This is a genomic window from Streptomyces sp. NPDC030814 (assembly GCF_055572155.1).
Window position 1 is genome coordinate 65,207 of record NZ_JBVIDX010000023.1, and the last position, 20,054, is coordinate 85,260.

Here is a 20,054-nt window from a genome sequence, read left to right on the forward strand (position 1 = left end):
GCGGTCTGCCCGCGAGGCTGCCCTCGCGGCTCTCCCGCGGCCGGGGCGCGTTCCGGTAGGCCTGGGAGCACGTACGTCCGGTACGTACCAGGCCGTCGAGGGAGCCCCGTGCGCGCGCAGGACAAGGAGACCGACCAGACCCGTGGGCGGGCCGGCGCGGGCCGCACCCCCGCGCCGGGCCCCGCCCCCGGACTCCTGGCGTTGCAGCGGGCCGCGGGCAACGCGGCCGTGGCCCGCGCGGTCGAGGAGCAGCGGCACCACCACGACGTCCACTGCGGGCACGGCCCGTCGGTCCAGCGCTCGGCGGTGCACGAGGTGCTGCGCTCACCGGGACGGCCGATGGACGGGCCCCTGCTGAACGAGATGCAGGGCCGGTTCGGCGGCGAGGACTTCAGCGACGTACGCCTCCACACCGACGCGGCGGCCCTGGACTCCGCCGCGCAGATCGAGGCGCAGGCCTACACCTCGTACCCCCATGTGGTCTGGGACGGCGGCGACAAGGAAGTCCTCGCCGAGGAGTTGCACCACATCGGCCAGCAGAAGCGCGGGCCCGTCCCCGGTACCGACAACGGCGACGGCCTGCTGATCTCCGATCCCGGTGACTGGGCCGAGGTCGAGGCGCGCAAGACCGCGCGCCGGGTGATGAGCGGACCGGCGCCGGTGCAGCGGTCCGCGGCACCGGCCGGGTCCGCCCGTGGCGGCTCCCGGGACGCCGTCCGCCCGGCCGTGCAGCGGTCGCCCGCCGCCGGCTCGTCGTCCAGGACGAGCGGCGGCCGGGTCACCAAGGCCAAGGGACGCGCCGGTGCCAAGGGGGCGGCCAGCAGCCCGTCCGAAGCGGTCAAGCAGGCGCTCCTCGCCCTCGGCTGGGAGGCCCACGGCGCGAACCAGAGCCTGACGCTGCACAAGGTGGACCGGTCCCAGGCCACCGAGGAGCAGCGGACTGCCGCCGCGGGCACCAGCAAGAAGGGGCAGATGTACATCCCCTCGAACCAGGGCGTGGCGCCCCGCAGCTACGCCGGTGAACGCACCAAGCAGGTGCTGCGCTGGATCTCCACCGTCGTCAACAGGGCCATGCTGCAGCAGAACGAACGGCCCGAGGAGGTCCAGGCCGGTATGGAGGTGACCGAGGCCCCGGACGTGGAGGCCGCCTTCAAGCTGTTCGTCTCCACCAACCGCACCAAGGTCAACAACGTGCTGCGCGAGGGTGCCGGCACCCGGGCGGCCAAGGAGTACATCGTGGAACTCCTGGAGAAGGTCGCGGGCGACAGCGACCGCGAGAAACGCCACGTGAAGAAGCTGAGGAGTCTGCTCGCCAAGGAGGCGGAGAACGCGCCCCGGGAGTTCTGGGACGTCCTCCAGGCACTCACCGAGCCGATGACCGTGCCGGTGCCGACGAAGGACGGCAAGCACGCCGAACGCACCATCATCGGCGCCGCCGCGCCGGGCAGCATCTCGAACGACCACATCGCCGGTGTGAAACGCCCCTGCGTCAGCTGCTTCATCGAGCTGTACGCGGGCTCGACGATCCGGCCCGGACCGGCGTGGGTGAGCGGCGCCGCCAACACCGACATCGCGGACTTCAGCGTCGAGAAGGCGGCGCGGCTGGCGAAGCGGATCGACGACACCGTCAGCGGCACGTTCGCCACGCTCCTGCTGCGGTGCGAGGAGCACGAAGGGGAGAGCACCCAGGTGCCCGTCGGCGCGACCTGGGACTACAACACCGACTCCGACTCACCGGCCAGCTCCAGCGACCGCGAGCCGGACCCCGCCGACCGCATGGACACCAGCGCCTGACCCGGGCCGCCACATCTCCAGGGGACAGCCATATGCGCGCACACCAGGACCACGACGCCGGCCGCCAGCCGAGAACGTCCACGCCCCGGGCCCCGCTCACCCCGCCACCCGCCCTCTCCGTGACGGCCCTCCAGCAGTCGGCGGGCAACGCGGCCACCGTGCAGGCGATGCGGCACGGATCCGCGGGCCCGGTGGTGCAGCGGGCGGGGAAGGACGGATCGCCGACCCGGCCGTCCTCCCAGGGCTCCGACAAGTCGTCGGGCTCCGCCAGGTCGATGACCCCGGCGGACGCCCGCAAGATCCGGTTCATCCAGGACAAGCAGCAGCTGTGGAGCCGGATCAGCGGCATCCGCGCCCTCGCCGAGATGGACTCCTTCAAGCAGGGCGTCACCGCCTTCCTCGCCAACATCGAGCGGGACCTGGAGAAGGCCGACACCGACGAGACGTCCCCGATCGACCACGCGGCCATCGGCGCCGTCATCGCCGGGTTCCAGCACCGGACGGTGCAGGGCAACAAGATCCAGTACTCCTGGTACAAGCAGAACCAGACCAAGGAGGGCTTCTTCGACATCCTGGACCGGCACGCCGACGAGTCGGCGCAGCGCGGCCAGCTCTGGTCGAAGATGGGCTCGGCGCAGGCCACCGAGGACGTCGGCGTGGGCCGCGGCACGGTCCTGGAGGCCTCCATCCAGGGCCGTGTCTTCGACGGCCTGCTCTTCGGCCTGCCGAACTGGAGCGCGTCACCGGCCCTCGGCGAACTGTGGCGGTTGCTCTCGCAGACGTACGTGGAGGGCCTGAAAGGCTGGGTCACCGCCCATGTCCTCGACGGCACCACCCACAAGAGCGTGCTCACCACGATCGAGTGGCCGCGGCTCAGGGCGCGGATCGCGGCCGGCCAGGTCGACGGCCTCAACATCATCGTGTACCGCGCGGTACCCGGTCCCGGCGGCTCCGGCCATGTCCTCGTCCCCGTCGACTCCTTCCCCGTCCGCACCCAGGACGAGTTCGACGGCGTGCCCAAGGCTCCCGTCGACGGCACCGACGAGACGGCGCGCAAGGAGTGGGAGCGGATGCAGCGCCAGGTCGACCTCGAGCAGCGGAAGGCGCTGGTCAGGGTCTACTCGAGGGACGACGAGGTCGAGCGGATGAACCACTACGTCACGGAGGTCCTCGGCAGGAAGCACGGCCCGGGCCTCGTCTTCCGCACGTCCCGGACCCCCCGGAACACCCCCGCGAGCACCTTCGCTCCCTCCCCGACCGGCTCCACCGCCGGCTCGCCGTGACCTGACCCATGACGACCGCATGGCGACCGCATGGCGACCAAAGGGGCACCGTCCGGCGCCCGTTGGGGAACGAACCGTGCCCAGGAGCCACCTGACCGGCGAGATCCCCATGGCTAGCGTCCAGGTGGTGAGCCTGTGGCCTTCCCTCGAACCCCGTCCGCGACCGTGGACCCGGGTGCCACGACCACCGTGCGGCCGAAGGCGCGCGACACCGGCGATGTGGTGGACGAGTACCGGTTCGAGCCGGTGGGTGACATCGCGCCGTGGGTGACGGTGGAGCCGCAGACTGCCCCGACACCGATGACCAGGAGTGGCTGATCATCCGCTCCCCGAAGGGCTGAACGTTGAACCTGTGGACCTCCCTGGAACCCCCGTCGGCCACGGTGGATCCGGGCGCCAGCACGACCGTGCGGCTGAAGTTGCGCAACACCGGCGATGTGGTGGACGAGTACCGGTTCGAGCCGGTGGGTGACATCGCGCCGTGGGTGACGGTGGAGCCGCAGTCGCTCCGGTTGTATCCGGGGACGACGGGGACGGTGGAGCTGTCGTTCGCTCCGCCGCGTACACCGGATGCGACGGCGGGGCCGAACCCGTACGCGGTGCGGATCACGCCGACCGAGCATCCGGAGGCGACGACGGTTCCCGAGGGGAACCTGACGATCACACCGTTCACGGAAGTCCGTGCGGAGTTGGTGCCTCCGACGGTGAAGGGCCGGCTGCGGGGGCGCCCGAGGCTGGCGGTGGACAACCTCGGCAACACCAAGGTCACCGCCTCCGTCAGCGGCAGCGACACGGGTGATCAGTTGTCGTACGACATCCACCCGAGCAATGTGCAGATCGATCCGGGGCGGGCCGCGTTCGTGAAGGCCACGCTGAAGCCGCGCCAGATCATCTGGTTCGGGTCGAAGGAGGAACGGCCCTACACCTTCGCCGTCAAACGCCCGGGGGCCGTGCCGCTGGATGTCGAGGGCACGTACGTCCAGCGGGGCTTCCTGCCGGGCTGGCTCGCCACGTTCCTCGGTCTCCTCCTCGCGCTGGCGATCACCTTCGTCACGCTGTGGATCACCCACAGGCCTCAGGTCCGCAGCACCGCCACCGAGAAGCTCGACAAGGCCGCCGTCAGCACCGTGCCACCCAGCCCGCAGGCACCCCCCTCGCCCGCGCCGCCGCCCACCTCCAGCGCTCCCGCCGCGCCCCCGCAGACCGCCGAGCCGGAGAACGAGGGCGGTGGCCGCGGCGGCAACGGCGGCGGCTCGGGCGGGTCCGAGGAGAAGAAGGCCCCGAAGCCGACCGCCGCCACCGCGGTCCGCAGGCTCGCCGCGACCGATCCGGGCGGCAGGCACATCTGCTACCGGGCCTTCGTGGCGGGCAAGGGCTGGACGGCACCGGAGTGCGACGGCGACATGGCCGGCACCGTGGGACAGAACCGGCCGCTCACGGCCCTGAACATCGCGGTGTTCGGTGTGGGCGGCACGGCGAGCGCCGCCTTCGTCCACAACCCGCAGTCCACCGACGGCCAGGGCCACTACGTCGAACCGTGGTCCGGAGCGCCCGACGGCAGCGACAACTACGTCGGCGACAGCAAGAAGGACGCCCCCGCCCTGCTGGGCTTCACCCTCAACGTCGACGACGGCGGCGGTCCTGTCTGCCAGGCGGTGCACCTGCGCAACGACGGCTGGCAGGGCATGTCCTGCGACAAGCCCAACGAGGGTGACCGCTGGACCTTCGGCGGCACCCTCCGCAACGACATCTGGGTGGAGGCCGTCCGCTTCACCGTGTGAGACACCGCCGGCCGGGCCCCGTACCCGTACGGCGGCCCGGCCGAACGGCCACTACCAGCCGCCCTCGCCCGGCACCAGCCGGCCGGCCTTGCGGTACTCGCGCTCCGCGCCCTCCCGCAGGTCGGCCGAGGTGACCTGGTCGCCGCGCCCCGCCGCCGCGTAGGCGGCGGTGACCACCGCGCTGCGGATGGAACCGCCGGCCAGTCCGAAGTCACGGGCCACCCCGCCCGGGTCGGTGCCGTGGGCGCACGGCACCGAGGCGAGGCTGTGCCGCCACAGGGCGAGCCGCTGCCCGGCGTCCGGGAACGGGAAGTCGACCACCATGTCCAGCCGCCGGGTGAACGCCTCGTCGATGTTGGCCCGGAGGTTGGTGGTGAGCAGTGCGATGCCGTCGAAGGCCTCCAGCCGCTGCAACAGATAGGCGCTCTCCATGTTGGCGTACCTGTCGTGGGAGTCCTTGACCTCCGAGCGCTTCCCGAACACGGCGTCCGCCTCGTCGAAGAGCAGCACGGCGTCGGTGCGGTCGGCCTCCGTGAAGATCCGTTCGAGGTTCTTCTCGGTCTCGCCCACGAACTTGTCGACGACCGAGGAGAGCTGGACGACATAGAGGTCCAGGCCGAGATCGGCGGCTACGACCTCCGCCGACAGGGTCTTGCCGGTGCCGGACTCACCCGCGAAGAGCCCCAGCACGCCGTGGCCCCGGCCGCCGCCGGCGCTCAGCCGCCAGTCGCCGAGCACCCGGTCGCGATGCCGGGCCCGCAGCGCGAACTCCCGCAACTGGGCGAGGGGCCTGTCCGGCAGGACGAGGTCGTCCCAGCCGACGTCGGGGCGGATCCGGCGGGCGTGCCGCTCCAGACCGGACGCCGACTGCTGCCGGGCCGCGAGCCGCAGATGGGCGGCGGTCACCTCGGTGCCGTCGAACGTGGCGAGGCCCAGAGCCGCACGGGCCGCCCGTTCGATCCGGTGCCCGCCGAGCCGGTACGGGGCCACGGTCGCGGCCAGGTCGAACCCCGGCCCCTCCGCCCCGGCGCCGAGCGCGGCCGACCAGGCGTCCGCGGCGGCCGGGTACGGGCGGGGCGCTTCGAGGACCAGGGGGTCGCTGTGGGCCCACTGCGGGTCGTACGGCCGGGGGTCGACGCACACCACCGGCACCTCGGCCGGGACCAGCGCGCGCAGCAGCGGGCCCGGCCGGTCCGGCAGGGGCGACACGACGATCGCGCGCCCGCTCAGCCGGGCCTCGCGCAGCAGCGGTCGGACGAGTCCGGTCGGCGGATCGCCGTCCGGGGCGGCCTCCGGGGACGGGACCAGATGCAGGGCCTCCAGGCCCGCCGCGCGCAGGGCGGCCGCCGCGCACTGCAGCCCGTCCCCCTCGCGGTGCTCCCGCAGATGGACGGCGAGGGGACCGGCGGCCAGCCGGGCGGCCAGCTTCGCGGTGAACGCGCCGTCGGGCACGGTGGACATCTCGGGCAGAGCCAGCGGGCGGACCCGACCGGCGAGCGAGGCGTCCGGCGTGTCATCGCCGAGCAGATGGGCGACGAGCCGGTCCGGTACGGCCAACGCCCGGCTGAGGAAGGGGCGTTCGAGGTCCTCCAGGGTCAGCAGCCCGAGCGCGCCGAGCGGCGCCGACGGATGGAACCGGGCCCGCCCCTCGGCGCGGTGCACCGGCACCCCGCACAGATCGAGCGCGAGCCCCACGCTCGCGCGGCGCCGGCTCACGTCGTCGTTCAGATACCCGTACAGCGGTTCGAAGGAGCGGTCCACGTCCGGGGCGAGCGCGATGAGCAGGATCCCCGTGTCCAGTTCGGTGAGCCCGAGCCGCCCGGCCAGCCGTGCGAGCCGGTCCTCCGGCCCGTCGTACGCCGCCCCTGGTCCCTCCGGATCCGGCGCCACGGCGACCAGCAGATGCCGTACGGCCTCCTCGGAGAGGTAGAGCCCGCGCAGCGGATCCCCGGCGGTGGGGTCGACGGCGGCCCGCCGGTCCACCAGACGGGAGACCCGTTCACGGAGCCGGCCCAGCCGGAGGAGGAGGGGGTCGTCGGTGACGACGTGCGGGGGCGGGGCGGGGAGCGTCGCCTTGCCGGGTTCCGCGGGCGCGTGCGTGCTCACTCGGCCCGCTCCACCGGAGTGCCGAGACCGGTGCCCGTCGCCGGGGCCGGGCCCGTCGAGGGGGCCGGAGCCAGGTGCCGCGGCCGGTGCCGTCGCTCGGGCGAGTCGGACGCCGTGCCGTCCATGGCACGTACCCGGACGGCCGCGCCCTCCGTGACCGGGGGGCCGGCGTCGTACTCGGGGAAGGCCGGGAAGGGCGCCGTCACCACGAGGTCGAGGGACGGCTTCAGTTCGCCGCCCAGCGCCGACCAGATCTCCGCGAGGGACCGGGACTCGGTGTGCAGCCCCGCCACCGTGAGCGGCACCGACAGCCCCAGCGCGCCCAGGGCCCCCGGCAGTTCGTGCGGCGGCAGCAACTCGCGCGGCAGCAGGGTGGCCAGCACCGCGGAGAGCAGCCGGTGTTCGTCCTGCGGCTGCTTCGTCCAGGCCGTGACCAGGTACGACAACCGGAACCAGCGGGGCGGCTGACGGCGCCGCACGACGATGTCGCGCTCGTCGCGGACGGGCATGTGGCCCCGCTGCCGCCGGGAGACGTCCTCGCGGATGTCGTACAGGTACGTGTTGACGGTAGGCGCGTTGCGCCGGGCCGCCCAGTCCCGGGTCGGGGCCTCGAAGGAGACGTCGATACCGGAGCCGGTCAGGGCGCCGCCCCCGATCAGTCCCTTGAGGACCTCGTCCACCTCGTGGATCACCGTCGTGCTCCCGTGCCGTCCGCCCCGCCGTCTGTCCGTCCGCCGATCGTGCCCCGGACGGGGCCCGTCCCCGCAGGCACGCCGGGGACGTCCTGAGGGCAGAGCGCGGTGCCCAACGGGCCGGTGCGGCTGCCTGTTCGATCAGATGTAGCCTTCCCGGAGGGCATAGGCCACGGCATGCGCCCGGTTGCGCAGATGCAACCGGGTGGTCAGACCATGCATCACGTTCTTGACGGTGCGTTCGGAGTAGGAGAGCTTGCTCGCGATCTCACCGGTGTCCAACCCCTCGGCGACCAGCCGGAGGACGTCGATCTCCCGCGGTACGAGGCCCGACAGGGGCGCCCCCGGCCGGCCGGTCACGGAACGCTGCAACGAGCCGACCTGGTTGATCAGCCGCCCCAGCAGATCGGCGGGCAGATCGCCGTCGCCGCGCGAGGCCGCGAGCACCGCCTGCGACAGCCGGTGCGCGGTCGCCTCATGGCGCCACACCACCGCCCCGACCCCGCACTCGATGACGTCGAGCAGTTCCGTCTCACGGATCGCGCTGACCACCAGCACCGCCCGCGCGCCGTCGCTGCGCACCAGTTTGCGGAGCGCCGCCAGCAGGGTCTCGTCCGGTGTCTCCCCGATCAGGACGGCCACGGTGCCCGGCCTGGGCTCACCGCCGTCCACCAGGTCGATCACCGGGTGCCCGCCCAACTGGCTGAGCACTCCCGCCCGGGAGAGCGGATCCGGAGTGTGGACCACGACCGGGATACGGCGCAGGGCCACGGTCGTGCCCGTCTCCGCCGTCCGTAATGAGCTGGGCAACCGATTCTCCTGTGTGCGTGTGTGTGGGGGGAGGCTCCTCCGACCGGACTGCCGACCGGACTGCCGAGCGGGCCCCGGACCGGGCCGGCCGACGAAGCCGGAAGCACCGGAGGAGCCCAGGCGACCGATGGGCTCGAACCACACTTCTGGGCGTCGACCGCCGTGCGCAATCGTGGAGCACCACGAGATCGACCACGAGATCGGCCACGACACCTCCACGGCGGCCACCCTCACCCCACCCCCGCACACGACCCCGCCCGGCGCCGTACGACGGGCCAGGCCCGTCCGGCGGGCCCTGGCCGCTGACGCACGACCGGTCGGCACCTTCGTGCCGGCACCGGCCGGAATACGCCCATCGAGTCCGACCGGAATCGGTGCACCACGGCGAGCGTCGGCACGTCTACCGAACGGGAGACGACCCGTCCACGACAGGAGGCAGTGATGTGCGCACCGGAACGGCTCCTCGAACGCCGTGACACCCTGGAGCTGCTGGCTGCCGAGGCCGCCCGCGCCCGCACGGGATCCGGCCGCATGGTCGTGCTCAGAGGAGCCACCGGCACCGGCCGCACCGCGCTCCTGGAGGCCGCGGCGGAGCAGGCGGCGGCACGGGGCATGCGGGTCCTGCGGGCCCGCTGCTCCCCGGAGCACACCTCCATCCCGCTCGACACCGTCTATCAACTCCTCTCCCACGCACCCGAGTTCGGCGCCGTGGCGGGCGAGGCGCCGGATCCGCCCGGCACACCGCCGCACCGGGGCAGGTCCGCCCGGCTGTGGCGACTGCTCCGCTCGTACGCCGACGAGACCCCGTTGCTGGTCGCCGTGGACGACGCGCACCTCGCCGACGCCGCGTCCCGGCGCTGGCTCGGCGAGGCCGTCCGGTGGATCGACCGCTTACCCGTGCTGCTGGTGGTGACCGAACGCAGCCAGTACGACGTCGACCCGCCGGCCGACGGTCTGGCGCACGCCCTCTCCTCCGCCCTCGTCCACACCCGCACCCTGGCCCCGCTGAGCCCCGACTCCGCCGCGCAACTGGTGCGTTCGGCCCGGAGCGGCGACACCTCGCCGCAGTGGGTGGCCGACTGCGTACGGGCCGGCGCGGGCAACCCCCTGCTCCTGAGCGCCCTCCTCGACGACCTCCAGGCCACCGACCACGACACCCTCCCCGAGACCTGCGCCGCCCTGTACCCCGGCTCCTACGCCGCCGCCGTGGCCTGGTGGCTGGACAGCGCCGGACCCGCCACCACCGAGGTCGCCCGCGCGCTCGCCGCGCTGGACGAGGACGGCTCCCCCAGGGCCGACGCCGACCTGCTCGCCCGGACGGCGGGCGCCGACCCCGACCGCGTACCGGGCTGGCTGACGGCGATGACCCGCCTCGGCCTGCTCCGCCCCGACCCCGAGGGCCGGCCCCGCTACGCCCATCCGCTGCTGCGGGACGCCGTGCTCGGCGGCTGGACCGGCGCCGCACGGCAACAGGCCCACCGGCGGGCGGCCGAGGCGATGCTGCGCCGCGGCGACCACGCCGAGGCCGTCGCCGGGCAACTGCTGCGGGCCGGTACCGTCGGCGACACCTGGGCGACGGCCGCCCTGCTCGACGCCGCCGACCTGGCCGCCCGCGACGACCGCAGCGACGACGCCCTCGCCTATCTGCGCCGCGCCCTCGACGAGCCGATACCGCCCGCCCGCCGCGCCGCCGTCCTCACCGAACTGGGCTCCCTGGAGTACGCGACCGTACGCTCCACGGCCGGGATACCGCGCCTCGCGGAGGCGATGCGGCTGCCCGGCCCGCCCCGCGACCGGGTGCGCGCGGCGGTCGCCCTCGGCACGGCGCTGGCCCGGCGCGGTGAGGCCCGCGCCGCGATCGACGTCCTGCGCGGACTGCGCGACGAACACCTGACGGGCCACCCGGCCCTGGCCCGCACCGCGCAGACGGCCTCCGCGCTGCTGTCCGACCACGACCAGGGCGTACGGCAGGAGGTGTACCGCTGGCTGCGCGAGACCGCCGAACGGTCACCCGACCTCGTCGGCACCGCCGGGCAGGCGCTGCTGGTGCGCTACGAGTCGACGGCGGGCCTCACCTCGGCGGAGTCGGCCATGAACCGCATCCGCGCCCTGCTCGCGCAGCCCGCCGATCCGCTGGAGGAGGCCTTCCTGCCGGGCACGGCGGCGGCCGTCGCCCAGTGGGCGGACCGGCTCGACGAGGCCGAGCGCCTCGTCCGGCGCGGTCTGGCCGGACAGCGCACGTCCCTGCTCCACCCCATGCACACGGCCCTGCTGAACGTGCGGATCGACCTCGCCGCCGCCCGCGGCGCCCACGAGGAGGTCCTGGCCGACCCGGAGGTGCGCCGCCCCGACGGAACCCCCCCGACCTCGGCCAACGCCCTCGCCCACGCCGTCGTCGCCCTGGTCGAGACCGGCCGCACGGAGGAGGCCGCCCGCCTCGCGGACGGCTTCGACCTGCGGAATCCCCCCGACAACTGGGAGTTGAACCGCTTCCTCTACGCGCGGGGCGTCCTGCACGCGGCTCTCGGCGACCCGGCCGCCGCGCTCGACGACTTCCTGGAGTGCGGCCGCCGCCAGTCCGCGCGGGACGTGGTCAGCCCCGTGGTCACCCCCTGGCGGACCGCCGCCGCCGAGTGCCATCTGGCCCTCGGCCGCCCCCGCGAGGCCCTCGCCCTCGCCGAGGAGGACCTCTGCCTGGCCCGCGTCTGGAACACCCCCCGCGTCCTCGGCCGCGCTCTGCGCACCCTGGCCACCGCCACCGCCGGCCGCCGGGGCCTCCAACTGGCCGACCGGGCGGTCCGTGTCCTCCGCCAGGGCGTGGACACGGCCCCGCGCACGGAGGAAACACCGGACGGGGCCGGGGCAGGGGCCCACACCGGGACGGCGGGGGAGGCGCCGCACGCGACCTCGCAGGAGCCGCCGGCCGGCGGCACGGAGTGGGGGACGCCCGGCGCGGCCGAGACGGAACTGATCGCGGCGCTGACCGCCCAGGGGCGGCTACTCACGGCGGCGGGGGAGCGGGCCAGGGGCCGCGACGCCCTCCGGGAGGCCGCCGCACGCGCCGAACGGCTGGGCGCGGTGCGGGCGCGGGCGGCGGCGGAGGAAGCCCTGCGCGAGGGCGGCGCCCGCCGCACGGCGACGGCACTCACCGGCCCCGGCGCACTGACCGCCGGGGAACGCCGCATCGCCGAACTCGCCGCGCAGAGCCGCACGAACACCGAGATAGCGGAGCTGCTCCACCTGGCCCGCCGCACCGTCGAGACCCACCTGACCAGCACCTACCGCAAACTCGGCATCCGCCGCAGATCAGAACTCGGCGCCGCCCTGGCGGCAACCACCGACTCCCCCCGCCCCCCGAAACGGGGCCCTGCCTCCAGATGACCGCCGGCAGCGATACGGGGTGGGACACCGGCCCGGCCGGGGTGCGCGGTGGATGCCGGCCGGCCGACGCCCCGGCGCCGTGCCGGTGGGCCCCCGCCCGTCAGCACTCGATGATGTTGACCGCCAAGCCACCCCGCGCCGTCTCCTTGTACTTGACGCTCATGTCGGCGCCGGTGTCCTTCATCGTCTTGATGACCTTGTCGAGGGACACCTTGTGGGAGCCGTCGCCGCGCATGGCCATGCGGGCGGCGGTCACGGCCTTCACCGCGGCCATGCCGTTGCGTTCGATGCAGGGGATCTGGACGAGGCCGCCGACCGGGTCGCAGGTCAGGCCGAGGTTGTGCTCCATGCCGATCTCGGCCGCGTTCTCGACCTGTTCGGGGCTGCCCCCGAGGACCTCCGCGAGCGCTCCGGCGGCCATCGAGCAGGCCGAGCCGACCTCGCCCTGGCAGCCCACCTCGGCACCGGAGATGGAGGCGTTCTCCTTGAAGAGCATGCCGATGGCCCCGGCGGCCAGCAGGAAGCGGACGACGCCGTCCTCGTCGGCGCCCGGGACGAAGTTGATGTAGTAGTGCAGGACCGCCGGGATGATGCCCGCCGCTCCGTTCGTGGGCGCCGTCACCACCCGGCCGCCGGCCGCGTTCTCCTCGTTCACGGCCATCGCGTAGAGCGTGATCCACTCCATCGCGTGCGCCAACGGGTCGCCCTCGGCCCGGAGCTGACGGGCGGAGACGGCGGCGCGACGCCGTACCCGCAGACCGCCGGGGAGGATGCCCTCGCGGGACATGCCGCGCGCGACGCACGTCTGCATCACCCGCCAGATGTCCAGCAGTCCCTCGCGGATCTCCTCCTCCGTACGCCAGGCCCGCTCGTTCTCCAGCATCAGCGCGGAGATGGACAGACCCGTCTCCTTCGTCAGCCGCAGCAGCTCGTCGCCCGTACGGAAGGGGTACTTGAGGACCGTGTCGTCCAGTTTGATGCGGTCCGCACCGACCGCCTCCTCGTCCACGACGAAGCCGCCGCCGACCGAGTAGTACGTCTTCGACAGCAGTTCCGCGCCCGACGCGTCGTACGCCCAGACCGTCATGCCGTTGGCGTGGTACGGGAGCGTCTTGCGGCGGTGCAGGACCAGGTCCTTGTCGAAGTCGAAGGGGATCTCGTGGTCGTCGAGCAGCCGGATCCGGCCCGACTCCTTGATGGACTCCACGCGGTCGTCGGCCGACTCGACGTCCACCGTGCGCGGCGAGGAGCCCTCCAGACCCAGCAGCACGGCCTTGGGGGTGCCGTGGCCGTGCCCGGTCGCGCCCAGGGAGCCGTACAGCTCGACCCGTATGGAAGCGGTCGCGGCCAGCAGCCGCTCCTTGCGCAGCCGACGCGCGAACATGCGGGCGGCCCGCATGGGACCGACCGTGTGGGAGCTGGACGGGCCGATGCCGATCGAGAACAGGTCGAAGACCGAGATGGCCACGGTGACTCCTCAGAACGGGGGTTGTGCGGCGGGGGGCGGGGCACGGCGCTCACTGCCCAGTGTGCGCGGTGCCCCCGAACAACGGCACTGTGTGCCGGTGAACCCCGGGATTGCTTCCCGGGGCGGCTGCCGGGGGTTCGGACGATTCCCGGCAGCCGCTCCTGGTCACTTGCCCAGGGCGGGGTAGAGCGGGTGCTTGTCGGTGAGGGCCTTGACCCGGGTCCTGAGCGCCTCGGCGTCGTAGGACGGCTTGAGGGTCTCGGCGATGATGTCGGCGACCTCGGTGAAGTCCTCGGCGGTGAATCCGCGGGTGGCGAGGGCGGGGGTGCCGATGCGCAGGCCGGAGGTGACCATCGGGGGGCGCGGGTCGTCGGGGACGGCGTTGCGGTTGACGGTGATGCCGACCTCGTGCAGACGGTCCTCGGCCTGCTGCCCGTCCAGGTCGGACTCGCGCAGGTCAACCAGGATCAGGTGCACATCCGTGCCACCGGACAGCACGTTGACGCCGGATTCGCGGGCGTCCGGTGCGGTGAGGCGTTCGGCGAGGATCCGGGCGCCTTCGACGGTGCGGCGCTGGCGGTCCTTGAACTCCTCGCCGGCGGCGACCTTGAAGGAGACGGCCTTCGCGGCGATGACGTGTTCCAGCGGTCCGCCCTGGAAGCCGGGGAAGACGGAGGAGTTGAGCTTCTTGGCGAAGTCCTTCTTCGCCAGGATGATCCCGCCGCGCGGCCCGCCGAGGGTCTTGTGGGTGGTGGAGGTGACCACGTCCGCGTACTCGACGGGGTTCGGGTGCAGGCCCGCGGCGACAAGGCCCGCGAAGTGCGCCATGTCCACCCACAGGTGGGCGCCCACCTCGTCGGCGATACGGCGGAACGCGGCGAAGTCCAGCTGCCGCGGGTAGGCGGACCAGCCCGCGATGATGACCTTGGGTCGGTGCTCCTTGGCGAGCCGCTCGACCTCGGCCATGTCGACCAGTCCGGTGGCGGTGTCGACGTGGTAGGGGACCACGTTGAACTGCTTGCCGGAGAAGTTCAGGCGCATGCCGTGGGTGAGGTGGCCGCCGTGCGCGAGGTCCAGGCCCAGGATGGTGTCGCCCGGCTGGGCCAGCGCGAACAGCGCCGCCTGGTTGGCGGAGGCACCGGAGTGGGGCTGGACGTTGGCGTACTCCGCACCGAAGAGGGCCTTGACGCGGTCGATGGCGATCTGCTCGGTGACGTCGACGTGTTCGCAGCCGCCGTAGTAGCGGCGACCGGGGTAGCCCTCGGCGTACTTGTTGGTGAGGACGGAGCCCTGGGCCTCGATGACGGCGAGCGGAGCGAAGTTCTCCGAGGCGATCATCTCCAGGGTGGACTGCTGGCGGTGGAGTTCGGCGTCGACGGCGGCGGCGACCTCGGGATCCAGCTCGTGCAGGGGCGTGTTCAGAAGCGACATGGGGCTACGACCTCTCAGCCGGCGATGAAGGCGGTGTACTCGTCGGCGGAGAGCAGATCGGCCGGCTCCTCCGCGATCCGTACCTTGAACAGCCAGCCGCCCTCGAACGGGGCGGTGTTCACCAGCGACGGATCGTTGACCACGTCCTCGTTGACCTCGGTGATCTCACCGGTCACCGGGGAGTACAGGTCGCTGACGGACTTCGTCGACTCCAGCTCGCCGCAGGACTCGCCCGCGGTCACCGTGGAGCCCACCTCGGGAAGCTGGGTGTAGACGACATCGCCGAGCGCGTTGGCCGCGTGCTCCGTGATGCCCACCGTCGAGACGCCGTCCTCGGCGGCCGACAGCCACTCGTGCTCCTTGCTGTAGCGCAGCTGCTGGGGGTTGCTCATGGCCTGAATTCTCCTGTACGCGGGGGAGTGGTGATGAATGAGGGACTGCTGAAACCACTGTTGAGCAGGGCGGATGTGCCCTTTGTCACGCCCGGGGGCGGTGCCGTGCGGTTCCGCACGACGACGCCATGCCGCTTCTGAACGACGGTGAGCCGACTACGACGGTGTCACTTGGACCGCTTGTAGAACGGCAGCGCCACGACCTCGAACGGCTCGTGGCTGCCGCGGATGTCCACGGCGACCCCGGTGGTGCCCGGGACGGCGTACATGGCGTCGACGTACGCCATCGCGATCGGCTTGCCCAGTGTGGGGGAGGGGGCGCCGGAGGTGACCTCGCCGATCACCTTGCCCTCGGCGACGACGGGGTATCCGGCGCGGGGAACCCGCCGGCCCTCGGCGATCAGGCCGACGAGGACCGGCGGCTCGTGGTTGGCGTTCTCGGCGGCCTCGCGCAGGGCCGCGCGGCCCACGAAGTCGCCCTCCTTCTCGAACTTCACCACCCGGCCGAGCCCGGCGTCGAAGGGCGTCAGCTCGGTGGTCAGCTCGTGCCCGTACAGCGGCATCCCCGCCTCCAGGCGCAGCGTGTCCCGGCAGGACAGCCCGCACGGCACCAGGCCGACGTCCTTGCCGGCCTCGGTCAGCGCCTGCCACAGCTCGACGGCGTGCTCCGGCTTCACGAACAGCTCGAATCCGTCCTCGCCGGTGTACCCGGTGCGCGCGATCAGCGCCGGGACGCCGGCGACCGTGCCGGGCAGGCCCGCGTAGTACTTCAGGCCGTCGAGGTCGGCGTCGGAGAGCGCCTTCACGATGCCGGGCGACTCGGGGCCCTGGACCGCGATCAGCGCGTACGCGTCCCGGTCGTCCCGCACCTCGGCGTCGAAACCGGCCGCGCGCTCCACCAGGGCGTCCAGCACGACCTGGGCGTTGGAGGCGTTCGCGACGACCATGTACTCGGTCTCCGCGAGGCGGTAGACGATCAGGTCGTCGAGGATGCCGCCGTCCTCGCGGCAGATCATGGTGTAGCGGGCGCGGCCCGTCCGCACGCCGCCGATGTTCCCGACGAGGGCGTGGTCGAGGAGCGCGGCCGCCTGCGGTCCTGTGACGGTGATCTCGCCCATGTGGGACAGGTCGAAGAGCCCGGCCCTGGTCCGTACGGCGTTGTGCTCGTCGCGCTCGGAGCCGTAGCGCAGGGGCATGTCCCAGCCCGCGAAGTCGGTCATCGTCGCGCCGAGCGAGCGATGCAGGGCATCGAGCGCGGTACGGCGCGGTCCGGCGGTGGGGCTACTGCTCATCGGTTCTGCTCCCAAGGCGATGGGGGTCCCTCCCGCGCGAGCGAAGCCGAGCGTGGGGGAAGGCGAGGACGTTCCTCCCCATCTGTCATCGGAACCTGAGAGGTTCACCTCGACCGTACGTCCTGATGACGTACCGGTGGTCGCGGTTTGCACCTTGGGTGGAGCCACTGACGCAGCGGCTCGCTTTTCAGATGTGCCTCGCCCGCGCGGTATCTGGGCCTGAGAGATTCAAGGGAGGGACTTGCTCCTTCGGCGCCCCAGCGAAGACTGCTGGGAGCTCTCCCGCGCGGATTCAAGCGGCCGGTATGCAGTTGGCGCGCACATCATTGCACGCATCGGCGCGGCACGGCAGGGGGGAGCCTCAGTGCCGGGGAGACGTCGCTCCCGGCGCCCCCGTCCCGGGCGGCGCACGGGACGAAGGGACAGACACAGCGGTCCGTAGCACTCTTGTGGCGAAACGAGGACTGAATCAGGAGCCATCGGGCATTACCTTCTCTTTACAGTCGGTGGGGATGGGTCTTCCAAACCCTGGGGAGGACGATCACGGTGAACAGGACCACGGCGTACGCGACGACCTCGGGCCTCGCCCTGCCCGAGCAGCCCGCCGGCCCGGCCGCCGCGGCCTGCGGCCCGTTCCCGGCGGCGGTCGTCCGCGACCTCAGGGAGCGCTCCGGGCGGAGCCCGCACGAGCTGTCGTTCGGAGCGGACGACCTCGTGGTCGTCACCGGACTGCCCGGCAGCGGCAAGTCGACCCTGATGCGGCGCACGGTGCCGGGTCCGCGGATCGACTCCCAGGACACGCGCGACCGCTTCGACGCGCGCCTGGCGCGCGTCCTGCCGTACGCCGTGTACCGGCCGTTCGTGCGCCTCGCGCACTACGCCGGGCTCCGACGCGCGCTGCGCTCCGGCGAGGGCGTCGTGGTGCACGACTGCGGGACCCAGGCGTGGGTGCGGCGCTGGCTCGCGCGGGAGGCCGTCAGGCGGGGCGGCACCCTCCATCTGCTGCTGCTCGACGTCACCCCCGGTGAGGCGCGGGACGGACAGCGGGAACGGGGTCGCGGGGTGTCCCGGTACGCCTTCGCCCGGCACCGGGGCGCCATGACCCGGCTGCTGCGGGCCGTGGAGAAGGGGCGCCTGCCGGAGGGCTGCGGGTCGGCGGTGCTGATCGACCGGGCCGCGGCGGACGCGCTGAAGCGGATCGGCTTCGAGGCCTGAGGGCGGGCCGCCCGAGGGGCGGGCCCCGCCGAGGGCCGAAGCCGGGCCGTCCCCTTTGTCGGCGGCGGGCATTAAGGTGCAGGGACAACAGCATCACGGAGTAAAGCGGTAGGCGGCAGATGGACTTCCCGGCGGACTTCCCGGCACAGGCACACCCCCATGGACACGGCGGGTGGCCCGGCAATGAGCTGGAGGAGGTGCTCTCCGCCTCCCTCGGGGTGCCGGGGGCAGGCGCGCGGATCGTGGAGGTGCTGTCCCGCAGCTTCGTGTGGGTGCCGCTGCCCGAGGGCGGGGGACCGCACAGCCGTGAGCTGGATCTGCCGACGATGGAGCTGGACGGCCAGGCGTATGTGCCGGTCTTCAGCTCCGAGGAGCAGTTCCGCCAGGTCGTCGGCAGCCACATGTCGTACACGATCGCCCCGGCCGTCGAGTTCGCCCGCGGCCTGCCCCCGCAGGTCGGCCTCGCCCTGAACCCGGACGGTCTCGTGGGCATCCCGCTGCCGCCGCCGGCCGTGGCCGAGCTGTGCCGGGCCGCCCGGACCCCGCTGGACGGGGCGGCGAGCGGAGCCCGGGTCCGCCTGTTCGAACCGGACTGGCAGGACGACCCGGTCGACTTCCTCGCCGCGGCCTCCGCCGAGTTCGCCGCGACCGGCGCCGTCCTCACCGCCCGCCGCTGCCTCGCCGCCATCGAGACCGCCGACCCCGTGATGTTCATCGGCGTCGACCTGGTCTCCTGGGAGGCCGACCGCGCCCTCCTCCTGGATGCCCTCGGCCGCGCCCTCGGCAAACAACCGGTGGCCTGGCCGGTCAACATGGTCTTCCTGGACGTGGCCCAGGACCCGGTGGGCCACTGGCTCCGCGAAAAGGTCCGCCCCTTCTACCAACAGGGGTACTGACACCGGCCCCGACAGGGCGCGGGGCCGCGGCGTCAGCGGCTCCGCCGCGGGGCGCGACCAGCCACGACGACACCGGGGTCCGCGACGCACAGCAAGCCCCGAGCCCTCACCGGCTCGACCTGCACACCACCTAAGCTGTTTTCACAACCGGGTCCAACACCACCATGGTCCATACCGAAGGGCGGCTGACGTGAGCGCGAGCGGCACGGCGACCGGGCAGGTCGAGCACATGCTGCGCCAGGTGACGCCGGGGCGTTACGACGCCTACGAGGCGTTGCTGCGTGCCCTCGCGACCCCCGCCACCGGCCAGGTCTGGATGCTCCTGTGGCACGGCCAGGCCGGCTCCCCGGACGCCCAGTACGGGAACATGGAGGTGGACGGGTTCAACTACGCGCCCTGTGTCACCTCCGCCCAGGAGCTCTCCGCCAGCGGCTGGAACCGCAGTTACGAGGTCGTCGACGGCCTGGACGTGGCCCGCACGCTCTACCCCGACCACTACGGACTCTGGCTCAACCCGCACGCGCCGGGCGGCGGCGTCGGCATCCCCTGGCTGGATCTGCGGCGGATCGCCACGGGCCTGGAGCGGCAGCCCGCGGGCCCGCTGCGGCTGTCCGAGCCGGCCATCGAGATCCCGCAGTTCTACGCGCTGCTCACCCAGAACGCCCACCGCACCCCGGCCGTGCGCTCCCTGCGCCGCGCCTGGGTGCAGCCCTCGCTCGGCGCGCCGTACCTGGCGATCGGCCTCGATGTGTACGACACCTCGCCGCCCGCGGTCGACTCGGTGCGCGCGATGATGCAGCAGTCCATCGGCGCCGTCCCCGACGGGCTGCCCGTCTCCACCGTCGCCATGTCCGACGAGTACGACCCGGTCGCGATGTGGCTGCGCGCAGCCGCCCGCCCCTTCTACGACCGCGAGGCCCACGGCGCCCCGGCCCAGGCGCCGGCCGCCGGCGGATACGGCTATCCGGGCGGGTACTGAGCTCCGCCCCGCCGCGGGCACGGCAGGAGCCCCGGCTCCGGTCCGGCTCGGTGGCGAGCCCTTCCGGGAGCCGGGGGCTCCGTCACGCGTTCACCTGCCCCCGTGCTCGTGAACGCCGCTCAGCAGTACCTCCTCCGGGCCGCCGCCGCGTTCCGGTCGACCGCCTCGTCGCCGCAACCGACCGTGCCTGTGACCACCTTGGTCCAGCCGACGGCGGAACCCTTCTGCGCCGGGCCGCAGGCGGTGCCGGTCGTGTCGCAGGTCCTGGCCGCGTACGAGCCCGCGACCTGCCTGGTGTCCCCGTACAGAACCGCCTTGCCGGGCTTGCCCTTTGCCGTGACCGGCATGGTGGCGGACGTCCGCCGACCGGCGGGGGTCCGGCTTCAGGCGGGTCTGTTTCTCCAGGCTCAGGCAGGACGGTGGCCGGCTTCACCGCGCCCTTGACCGCGGACCGCACCGCGGCCACCTCGCACGCCGCCGTGACCTGGACCGTCCGGCCCGTGGCGTTCCGGTGCTGCTGGGCACGGCTGACCG

The 20,054-nt window shown here is 73.1% G+C and carries 15 protein-coding genes, 1 pseudogene and 2 riboswitches; of the genes and pseudogenes, 8 read left to right on the forward strand and 8 right to left on the reverse strand.

Translation table 11 applies throughout. The features are described 5' to 3' along the window. The first annotated feature begins 108 nt into the window (after positions 1-108). The 4 genes and pseudogenes from ACZ43N_RS33595 (at position 109) to ACZ43N_RS33610 (ending at position 4,858) form a co-directional block, all read left to right on the forward strand. Positions 109-1,794: an eCIS core domain-containing protein gene (locus ACZ43N_RS33595; RefSeq protein WP_468102831.1), complete on the forward strand. Its 1,686-nt coding sequence runs from the start codon at positions 109-111 to the stop codon at positions 1,792-1,794. A 32-nt stretch (positions 1,795-1,826) separates the two neighbouring features. Next, a complete protein-coding gene (locus ACZ43N_RS33600; protein ID WP_468102832.1) occupies positions 1,827-3,077 on the forward strand; it encodes a hypothetical protein in 1,251 nt (416 codons plus the stop codon). Between the two features lie 127 nt (positions 3,078-3,204). After that, positions 3,205-3,365: pseudogene (locus ACZ43N_RS33605) on the forward strand (hydrolase); the annotation flags it as partial. Positions 3,366-3,421: 56 nt separating this feature from the next. Next, a complete protein-coding gene (locus tag ACZ43N_RS33610) occupies positions 3,422-4,858 on the forward strand; it encodes a hydrolase (RefSeq protein WP_468102833.1) in 1,437 nt (478 codons plus the stop codon). A 51-nt stretch (positions 4,859-4,909) separates the two neighbouring features. Here the strand turns inward: ACZ43N_RS33610 and ACZ43N_RS33615 are convergent, their stop codons facing one another. From ACZ43N_RS33615 to ACZ43N_RS33625, 3 genes are all read right to left on the reverse strand, one after another. Continuing rightward, entirely contained in the window at positions 4,910-6,964 is a 2,055-nt protein-coding gene (locus ACZ43N_RS33615; protein ID WP_468102834.1) for an ATP-binding protein, read from the reverse strand. Further along, on the reverse strand, positions 6,961-7,656 hold the full coding sequence (locus ACZ43N_RS33620; protein WP_468102835.1) for a Pvc16 family protein: 696 nt from the start codon (positions 7,654-7,656) through the stop codon (positions 6,961-6,963). Before ACZ43N_RS33620 ends, ACZ43N_RS33615 begins: the two co-directional genes overlap by 4 nt. A gap of 141 nt (positions 7,657-7,797) precedes the next feature. After that, positions 7,798-8,466 (reverse strand): helix-turn-helix transcriptional regulator, encoded by a 669-nt coding sequence (locus ACZ43N_RS33625; protein ID WP_468102836.1) that lies wholly within the window; start codon positions 8,464-8,466, stop codon positions 7,798-7,800. Positions 8,467-8,907: 441 nt separating this feature from the next. Here ACZ43N_RS33625 and ACZ43N_RS33630 point away from each other — a divergent pair, with 441 nt between their 5' ends. Then, positions 8,908-11,847 (forward strand): helix-turn-helix transcriptional regulator, encoded by a 2,940-nt coding sequence (locus ACZ43N_RS33630; RefSeq protein ID WP_468102837.1) that lies wholly within the window; start codon positions 8,908-8,910, stop codon positions 11,845-11,847. Positions 11,848-11,947: 100 nt separating this feature from the next. Here ACZ43N_RS33630 and ACZ43N_RS33635 read toward each other — a convergent pair whose 3' ends face one another. The 4 genes from ACZ43N_RS33635 to gcvT all read right to left on the reverse strand — a co-directional run bounded on the left by ACZ43N_RS33635 (position 11,948) and on the right by gcvT (position 16,430). Beyond that, entirely contained in the window at positions 11,948-13,315 is a 1,368-nt protein-coding gene (locus tag ACZ43N_RS33635; RefSeq protein ID WP_468102838.1) for an L-serine ammonia-lyase, read from the reverse strand. A gap of 165 nt (positions 13,316-13,480) precedes the next feature. Continuing rightward, positions 13,481-14,746, reverse strand: a complete 1,266-nt coding sequence (locus ACZ43N_RS33640) for a serine hydroxymethyltransferase (RefSeq protein WP_468102839.1) — start codon at positions 14,744-14,746, stop codon at positions 13,481-13,483. Positions 14,747-14,760: 14 nt separating this feature from the next. Beyond that, a complete protein-coding gene (gene gcvH, locus ACZ43N_RS33645) occupies positions 14,761-15,138 on the reverse strand; it encodes a glycine cleavage system protein GcvH (RefSeq protein ID WP_468102840.1) in 378 nt (125 codons plus the stop codon). 167 nt (positions 15,139-15,305) lie between these two features. Further along, positions 15,306-16,430, reverse strand: a complete 1,125-nt coding sequence (gene gcvT / locus ACZ43N_RS33650) for a glycine cleavage system aminomethyltransferase GcvT (RefSeq protein ID WP_468102841.1) — start codon at positions 16,428-16,430, stop codon at positions 15,306-15,308. Positions 16,431-16,502: 72 nt separating this feature from the next. Beyond that, positions 16,503-16,627: riboswitch (glycine riboswitch) on the reverse strand. Further along, a riboswitch (glycine riboswitch) is annotated at positions 16,628-16,725 on the reverse strand. A gap of 245 nt (positions 16,726-16,970) precedes the next feature. Between gcvT and ACZ43N_RS33655 the strand changes: the two genes are divergently transcribed. The 3 genes from ACZ43N_RS33655 (at position 16,971) to ACZ43N_RS33665 (ending at position 19,520) form a co-directional block, all read left to right on the forward strand. Beyond that, on the forward strand, positions 16,971-17,645 hold the full coding sequence (locus ACZ43N_RS33655) for an AAA family ATPase (RefSeq protein ID WP_468102882.1): 675 nt from the start codon (positions 16,971-16,973) through the stop codon (positions 17,643-17,645). A 119-nt stretch (positions 17,646-17,764) separates the two neighbouring features. Beyond that, positions 17,765-18,541 carry an enhanced serine sensitivity protein SseB gene (locus ACZ43N_RS33660; RefSeq protein WP_468102842.1) on the forward strand — a complete coding sequence of 259 codons (777 nt, stop codon included), beginning with the start codon at positions 17,765-17,767 and terminating at the stop codon, positions 18,539-18,541. A gap of 190 nt (positions 18,542-18,731) precedes the next feature. Then, positions 18,732-19,520, forward strand: a complete 789-nt coding sequence (locus tag ACZ43N_RS33665) for an enhanced serine sensitivity protein SseB C-terminal domain-containing protein (protein ID WP_468102843.1) — start codon at positions 18,732-18,734, stop codon at positions 19,518-19,520. 119 nt (positions 19,521-19,639) lie between these two features. On the opposite strand, the gene ACZ43N_RS33670 is transcribed toward ACZ43N_RS33665, so the two are convergent. Beyond that, positions 19,640-19,867, reverse strand: coding sequence for a hypothetical protein (locus ACZ43N_RS33670; RefSeq protein ID WP_468102844.1), 228 nt, complete (start codon positions 19,865-19,867; stop codon positions 19,640-19,642). Positions 19,868-20,054: the final 187 nt, after the last annotated feature.

Coding starts and splice junctions, on each gene's coding strand:
- ACZ43N_RS33640 (WP_468102839.1), bottom strand. CDS start 14,746: ATGTCGCTTCTGAACACGCCCCTGCACGAGCTGGATCCCGAGGTCGCC.
- ACZ43N_RS33670 (WP_468102844.1), bottom strand. CDS start 19,867: ATGCCGGTCACGGCAAAGGGCAAGCCCGGCAAGGCGGTTCTGTACGGG.
- gcvT (WP_468102841.1), bottom strand. CDS start 16,430: ATGAGCAGTAGCCCCACCGCCGGACCGCGCCGTACCGCGCTCGATGCC.
- ACZ43N_RS33660 (WP_468102842.1), top strand. CDS start 17,765: ATGGACTTCCCGGCGGACTTCCCGGCACAGGCACACCCCCATGGACAC.
- ACZ43N_RS33600 (WP_468102832.1), top strand. CDS start 1,827: ATGCGCGCACACCAGGACCACGACGCCGGCCGCCAGCCGAGAACGTCC.
- gcvH (WP_468102840.1), bottom strand. CDS start 15,138: ATGAGCAACCCCCAGCAGCTGCGCTACAGCAAGGAGCACGAGTGGCTG.
- ACZ43N_RS33630 (WP_468102837.1), top strand. CDS start 8,908: ATGTGCGCACCGGAACGGCTCCTCGAACGCCGTGACACCCTGGAGCTG.